General features: G+C 73.4%; 12 protein-coding genes. 8 read left to right on the top strand and 4 right to left on the bottom strand.

Annotation, left to right across the window (positions count from 1 at the left end; all coding sequences use genetic code 11):
- Positions 1-92: 92 nt before the first annotated feature.
- Positions 93-1,619: an acyl-CoA synthetase gene (locus ACL03H_RS18345; protein ID WP_412812489.1), complete on the bottom strand. Its 1,527-nt coding sequence runs from the start codon at positions 1,617-1,619 to the stop codon at positions 93-95.
- A 52-nt stretch (positions 1,620-1,671) separates the two neighbouring features.
- Complete coding sequence (locus ACL03H_RS18340) at positions 1,672-2,736, bottom strand: LLM class F420-dependent oxidoreductase (RefSeq protein ID WP_412812488.1); 1,065 nt, start codon at positions 2,734-2,736, stop codon at positions 1,672-1,674.
- A gap of 100 nt (positions 2,737-2,836) precedes the next feature.
- Here ACL03H_RS18340 and ACL03H_RS18335 point away from each other — a divergent pair, with 100 nt between their 5' ends.
- The 5 genes from ACL03H_RS18335 (at position 2,837) to ACL03H_RS18315 (ending at position 7,431) form a co-directional block, all read left to right on the top strand.
- On the top strand, positions 2,837-3,805 hold the full coding sequence (locus ACL03H_RS18335) for a Zn-ribbon domain-containing OB-fold protein (RefSeq protein WP_412812487.1): 969 nt from the start codon (positions 2,837-2,839) through the stop codon (positions 3,803-3,805).
- Between the two features lie 16 nt (positions 3,806-3,821).
- Positions 3,822-4,877: a thiolase domain-containing protein gene (locus ACL03H_RS18330; RefSeq protein ID WP_412812486.1), complete on the top strand. Its 1,056-nt coding sequence runs from the start codon at positions 3,822-3,824 to the stop codon at positions 4,875-4,877.
- Positions 4,877-6,049: a thiolase domain-containing protein gene (locus ACL03H_RS18325; protein WP_412812485.1), complete on the top strand. Its 1,173-nt coding sequence runs from the start codon at positions 4,877-4,879 to the stop codon at positions 6,047-6,049. Before ACL03H_RS18330 ends, ACL03H_RS18325 begins: the two co-directional genes overlap by 1 nt.
- Positions 6,046-6,915 (top strand): TIGR03619 family F420-dependent LLM class oxidoreductase, encoded by an 870-nt coding sequence (locus ACL03H_RS18320; protein ID WP_412812484.1) that lies wholly within the window; start codon positions 6,046-6,048, stop codon positions 6,913-6,915. The genes ACL03H_RS18325 and ACL03H_RS18320 overlap by 4 nt, the downstream gene beginning before the upstream one ends.
- Positions 6,916-6,990: 75 nt before the next feature.
- Positions 6,991-7,431, top strand: a complete 441-nt coding sequence (locus ACL03H_RS18315; protein WP_412812483.1) for a nuclear transport factor 2 family protein — start codon at positions 6,991-6,993, stop codon at positions 7,429-7,431.
- A 110-nt stretch (positions 7,432-7,541) separates the two neighbouring features.
- Here ACL03H_RS18315 and ACL03H_RS18310 read toward each other — a convergent pair whose 3' ends face one another.
- Positions 7,542-7,925, bottom strand: coding sequence for a winged helix-turn-helix transcriptional regulator (locus ACL03H_RS18310; protein ID WP_412812482.1), 384 nt, complete (start codon positions 7,923-7,925; stop codon positions 7,542-7,544).
- A 115-nt stretch (positions 7,926-8,040) separates the two neighbouring features.
- Between ACL03H_RS18310 and ACL03H_RS18305 the strand changes: the two genes are divergently transcribed.
- Positions 8,041-8,448, top strand: coding sequence for a RidA family protein (locus ACL03H_RS18305; RefSeq protein WP_412812481.1), 408 nt, complete (start codon positions 8,041-8,043; stop codon positions 8,446-8,448).
- Here the strand turns inward: ACL03H_RS18305 and ACL03H_RS18300 are convergent, their stop codons facing one another.
- Positions 8,449-9,675 carry a cytochrome P450 gene (locus tag ACL03H_RS18300; protein ID WP_412812480.1) on the bottom strand — a complete coding sequence of 409 codons (1,227 nt, stop codon included), beginning with the start codon at positions 9,673-9,675 and terminating at the stop codon, positions 8,449-8,451.
- A 228-nt stretch (positions 9,676-9,903) separates the two neighbouring features.
- Here ACL03H_RS18300 and ACL03H_RS18295 point away from each other — a divergent pair, with 228 nt between their 5' ends.
- Complete coding sequence (locus ACL03H_RS18295; protein WP_412812479.1) at positions 9,904-11,046, top strand: steroid 3-ketoacyl-CoA thiolase; 1,143 nt, start codon at positions 9,904-9,906, stop codon at positions 11,044-11,046.
- A 4-nt stretch (positions 11,047-11,050) separates the two neighbouring features.
- Positions 11,051-12,616 carry a FadD3 family acyl-CoA ligase gene (locus tag ACL03H_RS18290; RefSeq protein ID WP_412812478.1) on the top strand — a complete coding sequence of 522 codons (1,566 nt, stop codon included), beginning with the start codon at positions 11,051-11,053 and terminating at the stop codon, positions 12,614-12,616.
- The last annotated feature ends 4 nt before the right edge of the window (positions 12,617-12,620 follow it).

The raw sequence follows: 12,620 nt of genomic DNA, 5'->3' as shown, positions 1-12,620 counted from the left end.
AGCCGCTGGCGCGGAAGCGCACCCGCCGGGCGGGGAGCCGAGGCCGGCGGACCGCCGAGGCTCCGCCACCCGCCCGCACCGCGCGGGGCCGATCAGGAGGATTCCTTCAGCTTGCGCTTGTAGAGCTTGCCGTTGGGATCGCGGGGCAGCTCCGCGGCGTACTCCACCGCGCGCGGCAGCTTGAACTTCGCCAGCCGCCCGGCGGCGAACTCCAGGAGCTCGGCGGTGAGCTCCGGCCCGCCCGAGCAACCCTCCGCCGGCTGCACCACGGCCTTGACCTGCTCACCCCAGTCCGCGTGCGGGACGCCGAAGACCGCGATGTCGGCGACCTTCGGATGCACCGAGAGCGCGTTCTCGACCTCCGCCGGGTAGATGTTCACGCCGCCCGAAATGATCATGTCGCTCTTGCGGTCGCACAGGTACAGGTAGCCGTCGTCGTCGAGGTAGCCCACGTCCCCGAGCGTGAACAGGTCACCGACCCGGGCGCGACGGGTCTTCTCCGGATCCTGGTGGTACTCGAAGTTCGAGCTGCCCATCCGCATGTAGACCTGGCCCTCGCGCCCCGGCGGCACCTCCGCGCCCGCGTCGTCGAGCACCCGCACCACCGAGCCGGGCCAGGCGCGGCCGACGGAGCCGGGCTTGGCCAGCCACTCCCGCGCGGGGATGACCGTGCCGCCGCCCTCGGTGGCCGCGTAGTACTCGGTCACGACCGGACCCCACCAGTCGAGCATCCGCCGCTTCACCTCGATCGGGCAGGGGGCCGCCCCGTGAATCGCCGCGCGCAGCGAGGAGACGTCGTAGCGGGCCCGGACCTCCTCGGGCAGCGCGAGCAGCCGGTGGAACTGGGTGGGGACCATGTGCGTGTGCGTCACCCGCTGCCGCTCGATCAGCGCCAGCATCAGCTCCGGGTCCCAGCGGTCCACGAGCACCACGCGGTGCCCGAGCTGCAACGAGATGCTCGCGAAGTTGAGCACCGCCGTGTGGTAGAGCGGCGAGCCGCACAGGTGCACGTGGCCGTCGAACGGCTCCAGGCCGAAGATGCCGAAGAACCACCGGGAGTGCACCGGCACCTCGTCGGGGTCCGCACCGGTGAGCGCGCGCCGCACGCCCTTGGGGCGCCCGGTGGTCCCGGAGGTGTAGAGCATCGGCGACCCGGCGGTGCGGACCTCGGGGCGCGCGGCCGGTTCGTCCGCGCCGAGCTGGTCCAGCGGGCGGAAGCCGGGCACCGCCCCGACCGCGAAGCGGCGCTCGGCGCCCAGCTCCGCCTCGTCGGCGGCTTCCGAGGCGGCGGCGGCGAAGCGTTCGTGGGCCACGAACGCCTCGGCGCCGCTGTCCCGCAGGACGTAGCCGATCTCCGCGCCGACCAGGTGCCAGTTGGCGGTGACCACGTAGAGCCCGGTCTGCACGGCGGCGAAGTAGGCGGCGAGCAGTTCCACCCCGTTCGGCAGCAGCAGCACGACGCTGTCGCCGGGTTCCAGGCCCAGCGCCTGCCAGCCGCGGCCGATCCGGTCGGCCTCGGCGGCCAGCCGCCCGTAGCCGACCTCCGAGCCGTCCGGGGCGACCAGCGCGGTGCGGTCGGGTTGGTCCGCCGCGATGTTCCACAGTCCGATGGGGGTCACGTCGCACTCCCGTTCCCAGGCTCCTGCGGTCACCACCAAGCTAGAACGTGTTTCAGCAAGACGGCAAGGCCTCGTCCCCCGCACCGAGCACGGCGTCCGCCACGGAGCGCACCGCGGCCACGTCCCGGCAACCGACGAGCAGGGTGTCCACCCCCGCCCGCCGCCAGGCGCGCACGCCCGCCCGCACCTGCTCCCGGTCGCCGATGATGGCGACCTCGTCGACGAGCTCGTCCGGAACCGCCGCCACGGCGTCCGCGCGGCGCCCGGCGAGGAAGTGCGCGGTGATCTCCTCGACCGCCTCGCCGTAGCCCATCCGCCGGAACAGGTCGGCGTGGAAGTTCATCGACGCCGCGCCCATCCCTCCGACGTAGAGCGCCAGCGAGGGCTTGACCTGCTCCTTCGCGGCGGCGGCGTGCTCGGTGACCACGACCTGACAGGTGGCGGCGACCTCGAAGCCGGCGCGGTCGCGGCGCGCCCCGGGCCGCGCGAACCCGTCGGCGAGCCATTCCTCGTAGAGCGGGGCGACCCGGGGCGAGAAGTACACCGCGATCCAACCGTCGGCGATCTCCGCGGTCTGCGCGACGTTGCGCGGCCCCTCGGCGCCCAGCCAGATCGGCAGGTCCGCGCGCAGCGGGTGGGTGATCGGGCGCAGCGGCTTGCCGAGCCCGAGCGACCCGGGCCCGCCGTAGGGCAGCGGGTGGTGCGGGCCGTCGTTGCGCACGGGCGCCTCCCGAGCCAGCACCTGACGCACGATCGAGACGTATTCCCTGGTCCGCGCCAGGGGTTTCGCGAACGGGCCGCCGTACCAGCCCTCCACCACCTGCGGCCCGGAGACGCCGAGCCCGAGCACGCAGCGCCCGCCGGAGAGGTGGTCGAGGGTGAGCGCGTGCATCGCGCACGAGGCCGGCGAGCGGGCGGACAGCTGCGCCACCGACGTGCCGAGCCGCACCCGCTCGGTGCTCGCGCCCCACCAGGCCAGCGGGGTGAAGGCGTCGGATCCCCAGGACTCGGCGGCGAAAACGCCGTCGAAGCCGGCGGACTCCGCCGCGGCGACGAGCTCCCCCGCGCGGTCCGGGGGCGCCGCGCCCCAGTAGCCGAGCTGCAGTCCGATCCGCACGGCGGACCTCCTCCCGTCCTGCCGCGGCCGGGTGGCCGCGCCTCCTCCCATCGTGCTCCGCGCGTTGCCGCTTTGACGAGAACATGTTTCACTCAACGGCGTGACTGAGACCTCCGAACCGCTCAGCGCACCGCTGGAAGTCGGTTTCGACTACACCCGCTCGCTGGGAGCCGTGCTGGGCCGCTTCGCCGCCGGGCTCCGGCAGCGGCGGATCACCGGGGTTCGCGGCTCGGACGGCCGGGTGCACGTCCCCGCCGTCGAGCACGACCCCGGCACGTTCCAGCCGCTCGACGAGCTGGTGGACGTCGGTTCCACCGGCACCGTGGTCAGCTGGACCTGGAACCCCGCTCCCCTGGAGGGCCAGCCGCTGGCCCGCGCGTTCGCCTGGGCGCTGATCCGCCTGGACGGCGCGGACACCTCGCTGCTGCACGCCGTGGACGCGGGCTCGCCGGAGCGGATGCGGACCGGGATGCGGGTCCGCGCCCGCTGGGTCGCCGAACCCGCCGGGACCATCCGGGACATCGCCCGCTTCGTGCCCGAGGAGGACCGGGACGAGCCCGATCCCCCGGCGGGTCCCGCGAACCCGGATCCGGTCACCTCGCTGACCGCGCCGATCCACCTGCACTACCGGCACTCCGCCTCCCCCGAGGAGAGCCGGTACCTGCGCGGGCTGGCCGAGGGCAGGCTGCTGGGCCAGCGCTGCCCCGCCTGCGCCAAGGTCTACATCCCGCCGCGCGGCGCCTGCCCCACCGACGGGGTTCCCACGGCGGAGGAGGTGGAGCTGCCCGACACCGGGATCGTGACCACCTTCTGCATCGTCAACGTCCCGTTCCTCGGCCAGCGCATCCAGCCCCCGTACGTCGCGGCCTACGTGCTGCTGGACGGCGCCGACATCGCCTTCCTGCACCTGGTGCTGGGCTGCGCGGCCGACGAGGTCCGGATGGGGATGCGGGTGCGGGCGGAGTGGAAACCGCGCGCGGAGTGGGACACCACGTTGCAGAACATCGACCACTTCCGCCCGTCCGGCGAGCCCGACGCGCCGTTCGAGTCCTACGCGCACCACCTGTGACCGAGAGGGAGCGAGGATGTCCGAGAGCGACGTCGCCGTGGTCGGATTCGCCCAGGCGCCGAACGTCCGCGCCACCTCCGGCACCAGCAACGGCGTCGAGATGCTGGTGCCGGTCTTCGAGCGGCTGCTCGGCGAGGCGGGGCTGGCGAAGGAGGACGTCGGGTTCTGGTGCTCGGGATCCTCGGACTACCTGGCGGGCCGGGCGTTCTCGTTCATCGCGGCGATCGACGCGATCGGCGCCTTCCCCCCGATCAACGAGTCGCACGTCGAGATGGACGCGGCCTGGGCCTGCTACGAGGCCTGGGTGAAGATCCGCACCGGCGAGGTGGACACCGCGCTGGTCTACGGGTTCGGCAAGTCCTCGGCCGGGGACCTGCGGCGCACCCTCGCGCTGCAACTGGATCCGTACTTCGTCGCGCCGCTGTGGCCGGACTCGGTGGCGGTGGCGGGGTTGCAGGCGAGGCTGGGCCTGGAGGCCGGGCTGTTCACCGAGGAGGACCTCGCCGAGGTGGCCGCGCGCTCCCGCGCCGACGCCGAGCGGAACCCCGACGCGCAGCGCCGCGGGCGGATCGAGGTGGCGGAGCTGCTGGCCCGGCCCTACTTGGCGGATCCGCTGCGCGCGCACGACTGCGCGCCGATCACCGACGGCGCCTCGGCGGTCCTGCTGGCGAGCGCGGAGCGCGCCCGGCAGCTCTCCGCGCGCCCGGCCTGGATCACCGGGATGGAGCACCGGGTGGAGTCGGCGCAGCTCGGCGGGCGCGATCTGACGGCCTCACCCTCCACATCGGACGCCGCGCGGGCGGCGGGCGCCGACGGCGTGCGGGTGGCGGAGCTGCACGCGCCGTTCACCCACCAGGAGCTCCTGCTGCGCCGGGCGATCGGGTTGGACGAGTCGGTGCGGATCAACCCCTCCGGCGGGGCGCTGTGCGGCAACCCGATGTTCTCGGCCGGGCTCTCCCGGATCGGGGAGGCGGCCCGGCACGTGTGGTCCGGGTCGGCGACGAAGGTGCTCGGGCACGCCACCAGCGGTCCCGCGCTCCAGCAGAACCTCGTGTGCGTGATGGAGGCCTGATGGGCAAGCAGATCGCCGCCGTGCTCGGGACCGGTCAGACCCGGCACGCCAGCCGCCGCACGGACGTGTCGATGGCGGGGCTGTGCCGGGAAGCGGTGGACCGGGCGCTGGCGGACGCCGAGCTCGGCTGGGACGACGTGGACGCGGTGGTCGTCGGCAAGGCGCCCGACCTGTTCGAGGGCGTCATGATGCCGGAGCTGATGCTCGCCGATGCCTTGGGCGCGACCGGGAAACCGCTGCTGCGGGTGCACACCGCCGGCTCGGTCGGCGGTTCCACGGCGAACGTGGCGGCGAGCCTGGTGCGGGGCGGGGTGCACCGCCGGGTGCTGGCGGTGTCCTTCGAGAAGCAGTCCGAGTCCAACGCGATGTGGGCGCTGTCGATCACGCCCCCGTTCAGCATGCCGGTCGGGGCGGGCGCGGGCGGCTACTTCGCCCCGCACGTGCGCTCCTACATCCGCCGCTCCGGGGCACCGGAGCACGTCGGCGCGATGGTCGCGGTGAAGGACCGGCGCAACGGCAGCGCGAACCCCTGGGCGCACGTGCGCCAGTCCGACCTCACGGTGGAGTCGGTGCTGGCCTCGCAGATGCTGTGGGACCCGATCCGCTACGACGAGACCTGCCCGTCGTCGGACGGAGCTTGCGCGATCGTGCTCGGGGACGAGGCGGCGGCGCGCGCGGCGGGGCGGCCGGTGGCGTGGATCCACGCGACGGCGATGCGCACCGAGCCGACCACCTTCGCCGGACGGGATCAGGTCAACCCGCGGGCGGGCCGGGACGCGGCGGCCGCGCTGTGGAAGCAGGCGGGGATCGTCGACCCGCTCGCGGAGATCGACGTCGCGGAGATCTACGTGCCGTTCTCCTGGTTCGAGCCGATGTGGCTGGAGAACCTGGGATTCGCCGAGGAGGGCGCCGGCTGGCGGCTCACCGAGGCGGGCGAGACCGCGATCGGCGGTCGGCTGCCGGTGAACCCCTCGGGCGGCGTGCTCTCGTCGAATCCCATCGGCGCCTCCGGGATGCTGCGGTTCGCCGAGGCCGCGATGCAGGTGATGAACCGGGCGGGAGAGCACCAGGTGGACGGCGCGCGCCTGGCGCTCGGGCACGCCTACGGTGGTGGCTCGCAGTACTTCTCGATGTGGGTCGTCGGCTCCGGCCGGCCGGGGGAGGGTCGATGAAGTTCACGTTGTCCGTCGCGATGAGCCCGCTGGACCAGCTCACCGAACTGGCGCGGATGGCCGAGGAGGCCGGTTTCGACGCGATCGCGCTGCCGGATTCGCTGTTCTACTCCGAGGACGTCGCCGCCGCCTACCCGTACACGGCGGACGGCTCGCGGATGTGGGACGAGCACACGCCGTGGACGGATCCGCTCGTCGCGGCCGCCGCGATGGGCGCGGTGACCGAGCGGCTCCGGTTCTACACGTCGGTGCTCAAGCTGGGCCCGCGCAACCCGGTGCTGCTGTCCCGGCAGGTGGCCTCGGTGGCCGCGATCACCGGGGACCGCTTCGGCCTCGGCGTGGGGATCGGCTGGACGCCGGAGGAGTTCGAGTGGTGCGGGGCCCCGTTCGAGCGGCGCGGCCCGAGGGTGGACGAGGCGATCGACGTGCTGCGGCTGATCCTCGGCGGCGGGATGGTCGAGCACCACGGCGAGTTCTTCGACTTCGACCGGCTGCGGGTCTCGCCCGCTCCCGGCCGGCCGGTGCCCATCTACGTGGGCGGGCACACCGAGCGCGCGCTGCGCCGGGCCGCGCTGCGCGGGGACGGCTGGTCCTCGGCGATGATGCGGCTGGACGAGATCCGGGCGACGGTGGCCCGCCTCGGCGAGCTGCGCGCCGAGTTCGGGCGGCAGGACGAGCCCTTCGAGATCCAGGCGGTGTGCGTGGACCGCTTCGGCGCGGACGGCTACCGGGAGCAGGCCGAGGTAGGGGTCACCGACGCGATCGTCGTCCCCTGGGTGCTGGACGGCCACCCCTTCGACGCCGACCTCCCCACCAAGCGCGACTCGGTCGCCCGCTTCGCCGAGAAGGTCATCACCCGGATGTGAGCCCGGACGGGCGGCTCGTCCGCTCGTTCTCAGCGCGGTGACCGCACCGGTCATCCCCCGAGCAGGGAGGTCGTCGTGCACCCCGACGTCGTGTGGATCGCCACCACCGCCGAGCACCCCGCCCGCCGGGCGGCGCGCGCCTCGATGGACGCGGTGGTGCGCGGCGCCAAGGAGGAGTGGCTGGCGCTGTTCGCCCCGGACGCCGTGGTCCAGGACCCGGTGGGCGTCTCCCCGCTGGACCCCACCGGGCTCGGGCACCGCGGCCGGGCGGGGATCGAGGCGTTCTGGGATTCGGTGATCTCCACCGCCGATCGCCTCGTGTTCCACGTCCTCGACTCGTTCGCCGCCGGACACGAGGTGGCCAACACGGGCTTCATCCGCACCCACCTGGCCGACGGCTCCGTCATGGACGCCGAGGGCGTGTTCGTCTACCAGATCGACGAGCACGGCCTGCTCCGCTCCGTGCGCGCCTTCTGGGAGTTCGACCGCGCCATGAAGACCCTGCACCGGCCCTGAGGCGCGACACCGCCGGTGCACGGCCCTTGATCGGCGTCCGGTCAGCGGCGCGGCCGCCGCGACGCGCTGCACCGCCACCGGCGCCCCGGCGCAGGCCGCGGCACGGACGCTCAGCCACCGCCGAAGCGCTTGCGGGATTCCTCGATGTGCGCGAAGTGCTGGTGGGTCCAGTCGCACATCCAGTGGACGGTCTTGCGGAGGTCGCGGCCGGGCTCGGTGAGGGCGTACTCGACACGCGGCGGGATGGTGGGGTGCGCGGTGCGCTCCACCAGGCCGTTGCGCTCCAGCATCCGCAGGTTCTGGGTGAGCATCTTGTGGCTGATGCCCTCGATCTCCGCCCGCAGCTCGGTGAAGCGCAGGGTCCGCTCCCCCAGCGCGTCGATGATCAGGAGCGCCCACTTGTTGGCGATGTCGGAGAAGATCTCCCGCGCGAGCGAATCCGCCCGGGTCAGGTCCGCGTCGTCGGGAGTGCCCGCGAGCTGCTTGGTCACCATCTGGTTCCTCGGTCACTGGGAAGTGCGTTCTTCCACGTCACCGCCCACTCTCCTACGGTGTGCCAGTAACCACAAGAGACCGGATCGTCCGGTCCGGACGAGGAGGACCCCCGACATGACCATCGAACTGGTGAATCCCGACGGGCTGCCCCAGGTCGACCTGTACCGGCAGGTCTCGATCGCCAGCGGCTCCAAGCTGGTCTTCATCGCCGGGCAGGTCGCCCGGAACGCCGACGGGGGCCCGATCGGAGCGGGGGATCTCGCCGCCCAGGTCGAGCGGTGCTACCTCAACGTCGGTACCGCGCTGGCGGCGGCGGGAGCGACGTTCGCGGACGTGGCGAAGCTGACCGCCTACCTGGTCGACTGGACCCCGGACAAGTACGCGCTGTTCGTCGAGGGCCGGGACCGGGCCGCCGCGCGGCTCGGCGCGACCGCCCTGCCGCCGTTCACCGGCATCGGCGTGGCCGCCCTCGCCGAACCGGACATGCTCGTCGAGCTGGAGGCCACCGCCGTGCTGGACTGATCACCGGTAGCGGACCTGGAACTCCTTGATCCCGTTGAGCCAGCCGGAGCGCAGCCTGCGGGGTTCGGCGGCCTTGGTGATGCCCGGCATGTGGTCGGCGACGGCGTTGAAGATCAGGTCGATCTCCAGCCGCGCCAGGTTGGCCCCGATGCAGTGGTGCGCGCCGGTGCCGCCGAAGCCCACGTGCGGGTTAGGGTCCCTGGTGATGTCGAAGCGCTCCGGCTCCGCGAAGACCTCGGGGTCGAAGTTCGCCGAGCTGTAGAACATCGCCACCCGCTCGCCCCGCGCGATGGGCACCCCGCGCAGCTCGGTGCCGGCGAGCGCGGTGCGCTGGAAGGACATCACCGGTGTCGCCCAGCGCACGATCTCGTCGGCGGCGGTGGCGGGCCGCTCCGCCTTGAACAGCTCCCACTGCCCGGGGTTGTCCAGCAGCGCCCGCATCCCGTGCGTGATGGCGTTGCGGGTGGTCTCGTTGCCCGCCACCGCCAGCAGCAGCACGAAGAAGCCGAACTCGTCATCGCTGAGCGCGTGCCCGTCGACGTCGGCCTGCACGAGCGTGGTGGCGATGTCGTCCATCGGACAGCCGCGGCGCTGCTCGGCCATGCCCATGCTGTAGCCGAGCAGCTCCGCGGCGGCCGACGCCGGATCGATGGAGTACTCGGGGTCGTCGTAGGCGATCATCTGGTTGGACCACTCGAAGATGTCCCCGCGGTGGTCCTGCGGGATGCCCAGCAGCTCCGCGATCGCCTGCAGCGGCAGCTCGCGGGCCACGTCGGCGACGAAGTCACCGGAGCCGTCCTCCAACGCGGTGCGCACGATGCGCTCGGCGCGCTCGGCGAGGGCGTCGCGCAGTCCGTGCACGGCGCGCGGGGTGAAGCCCCGGGAGACGATGCCGCGCAGCTTGGTGTGCTCGGGCGGGTCCATGTTGAGCAGGATCAGCCGTTGCATCTCGATCTGCTCGCGGCCCATGTCCTCGCTGAACCGGGTGATGGCGGTGTTCTCCCGGGCGGAGAACACGTCGCTGCGGCGCGAGACCTCCTTGACGTCGGCGTGCCTGCTGACCACCCAGTAGCCCTCGTCGTCGTACCCGGTCCGCCCCCGGGGCACCGGGTTCCACCAGACCGGGGCGGTGCGCCGCAGTTCGGCGAACTCCTCCATCGGCATGCGTTCTGCGTAGAGGTCGGGGTCGGTGAAGTCGAACCCGGCCGGGATGCGGGGGGAGACCACGGCAACCTCCTGCGGTCCGCGCGGAGCCACGAGATCAATAAAAAGAACTTGTTCTATATGAACCGAACCACAGCGCTCGCGCCAAGTAAACCCCGGTTACCCACTCGAACCACGCCCGATCGGACCCACTTTCCGGCCGCCCGCACACCGCCTCGCCCACCCCTTGCTCCAATCGAGAACACGTTCTACCTTGATCTCCTGTTGTTCGCGCGGACGGGAGGACGGACCGTGGGCGATCCGGTGATCGTGGACGCGGCGCGCACGCCGATCGGCAAGCGGCGAGGCTGGCTCGCCGGCCTGCACCCCGCCGAGGTGCTCGGGGCCGCGCAGCGCGGCCTGCTGGAGCGCCAGGAGCTCGCTCCCGAACTGGTCGAGCAGGTCATCGGCGGCTGCGTCACCCAGGCGGGAGAGCAGGCGGGCAACGTGACCCGCACCGCGTGGCTGCACGCCGGGCTGCCCGCGACGACCGGGTGCACCACGATCGACGCGCAGTGCGGCTCGGCCCAGCAGTCGGCCCACCTCGTCGCCGGGCTGATCAGCACGAACGCGATCGACCTCGGGCTGGCCTGCGGCGTCGAGGCGATGAGCCGGGTCCCGCTCGGCGCCAACCTCGGCACCGGCATCGGCGGGCCCCGACCGGACTCCTGGGACGTCGACCTGCCGAACCAGTACCTCGCGGCCGACCGGATCGCCGCCCGCCGGGGCCTCGGCCGGGCGGAGATCGACCGCTTCGGGCTCCGCTCCCAGCAGCGCGCCCGAGTCGCGCGGGACGAGGGCCGGTTCGACCGCGAGATCCTCCCGGTGCGGGCCCCGCGCCCCGGGGGCGAGCAGCTGATCACCCGGGATCAGGGCCCGCGGGACACCAGCGAGGAGGCCCTCGCGGCGCTGGAACCCGTTCTCGACGGGGGCCTGCACACCGCCGGTACCGCCTCGCAGATCTCCGACGGCGCGGCGGCCGTGCTGCTCGCCGACGCCGACCGGGCCGCCGCGCTGGGCCTGCGCCCGCGCGCCCGGATCGTCGCGCAGTGCCTCGTCGGCGCCGAGCCCTACTACCACCTCGACGGCCCGGTGCAGGCCACCGAGCGGGTGCTGGAGCGCAGCGGGATGACGATCCAGGACATCGACCTGTTCGAGGTGAACGAGGCCTTCGCCTCGGTGGTGCTGTCCTGGGGATCGGTGCACGGGCCGGACTGGGACCGGGTCAACGTCAACGGCGGGGCCATCGCGCTCGGCCACCCGGTCGGCAGCACCGGGGCGCGGCTGCTCACCACCGCGCTGCACGAGCTGGAGCGCCGGGACGGCACGACCGCGCTGATCACGATGTGCGCCGGCGGGGCCCTGTCCACCGGGACCGTCATCGAGCGGATCTGACGCCGTGGAGGCCGGGCCCCGGACCGTGCCCGCCGCGCTGGAGCGCGCGGCCGAGCTGCACGGCGCCGAGCCCGCGGTGGTGGACCCCTCCGGCGAGGCCGAGGTGCGGTTGAGCTACCGCGAGCTGCGCGACCGGGTGCGCGCGGTGGCGGGCTTCCTGCTGACCGAGGGCGTGCGCCCCGGTGACCGGGTGGCGCTCAACGCCCCCAACACCCACCACTGGGTCGTCACCGCGCTCGCCGCGCTGCACCTCGGGGCGGTGCTGGTGCCGATCAGCACCCGCTTCACCGCGACCGAGACCGCCGACGTGCTGCGCCGCAGCGGCGCCCGCGCCCTCGTGGTGGCCGGGAACTTCCTCGGCCGCGACCGGATCGCCGAACTGCGCTCGGACCGGAAAGCGGTGCCGCGCACGGTGCTCCGGCTCCCGGTGGAACGGTCGGAGCCACCGGTGCCCGGCTGCACCGAGTGGGGCGCGGCGGTCGTCTCGCCCGTTCCCGCGCGGGTGGACGAGCTGGCCGCGAAGGTGCGCCCCACCGATGTCAGCGACCTGCTCTACACCTCCGGCACCACCGGGCGCAGTAAGGGCGTGCTCAGCGCGCACCGCCAATCGCTCGCGGTCGCCGAGGCCTGGGCCGAGCGCGGCGAGGTCTCCCGCGCGGACCGCTACCTGGTGGTGAACCCGTTCTTCCACAGCTTCGGCTACAAGGCGGGCATCCTGGTGTGCCTGCTGCGGGCGGCGGTGCTCGTGCCGATGCCCGTGTTCGACGCGGGCGCGGCGCTGGAGCTGGTGCGCCGCGAGCGGATCACGGTGCTGCCCGGGCCGCCGACGCTGTACCAGTCCATCTTGGACGATCCGGCGCGCGGCGAGCACGACCTCTCCAGCCTGCGGCTCGCCGTGACCGGTGCGGCCTCGGTACCGGTCGCCCTGGTGGAGCGGATGCGGCGGGAGCTCACCTTCCGCACCGTGCTCACGGCCTACGGCCTGACCGAGGCGGTGGTGGCCACCATGTGCCGCGCGGACGACGACGACGAGACCGTCGCGACCACCTGCGGCCGTCCCGCCGCGGGATTCGAGCTGCGCATCGCCGACGCGCGGGGCCGCGCGCTGCCGGCCGGCGAGGTCGGGGAGGTGCTGCTGCGCGGGCCGAACACGATGCTCGGCTACCGCGACGAGCCCGCTCGAACGGCCGCGGCCGTGGACGCGGACGGCTGGCTGCGCACCGGCGATCTCGGGCGGGTCGACCGGCGGGGCTCGCTCACCATCACCGGCCGGGCGACGGACATGTACGTCTGCGGCGGGTTCAACGTCCACCCGGCGGAGGTGGAGCAGGCGATCGCCCGGCTTCCCGGAGTCGCGGAGGCGGCGGTGGTGGGCGTTCCCGACCGGCGGCTGGGCGAGGTGGGCGCGGCGTACCTGGTCGCGCGGCCCGGCCACGAGCTCACCGAGCGCGAGGTGCTGGAGTTCTGCCGCGAGCGCCTGGCCAACTACAAGGTCCCCCGCCACGTCCACTTCCGCGCCGCGCTCCCCCGCACCCCCACCGGCAAGGTCCGCAAGCGCGACCTGCGTTGATCGT

The organism is Saccharopolyspora antibiotica (assembly GCF_047200635.1).
Taxonomy (GTDB): Bacteria; Actinomycetota; Actinomycetes; order Mycobacteriales; family Pseudonocardiaceae; genus Saccharopolyspora_C.
Note: the sequence above shows the minus strand (reverse complement) of the source record. Positions and strands in the feature narration are given on the sequence as shown.

What these genes read in the sequence shown, in the direction of transcription:
- ACL03H_RS18330 (WP_412812486.1), top strand. Translation starts at nt 3,822, where the DNA reads ATGTCCGAGAGCGACGTCGCCGTGGTCGGATTCGCCCAGGCGCCGAAC.
- ACL03H_RS18325 (WP_412812485.1), top strand. Translation starts at nt 4,877, where the DNA reads ATGGGCAAGCAGATCGCCGCCGTGCTCGGGACCGGTCAGACCCGGCAC.
- ACL03H_RS18320 (WP_412812484.1), top strand. Translation starts at nt 6,046, where the DNA reads ATGAAGTTCACGTTGTCCGTCGCGATGAGCCCGCTGGACCAGCTCACC.
- ACL03H_RS18310 (WP_412812482.1), bottom strand. Translation starts at nt 7,925, where the DNA reads ATGGTGACCAAGCAGCTCGCGGGCACTCCCGACGACGCGGACCTGACC.
- ACL03H_RS18305 (WP_412812481.1), top strand. Translation starts at nt 8,041, where the DNA reads ATGACCATCGAACTGGTGAATCCCGACGGGCTGCCCCAGGTCGACCTG.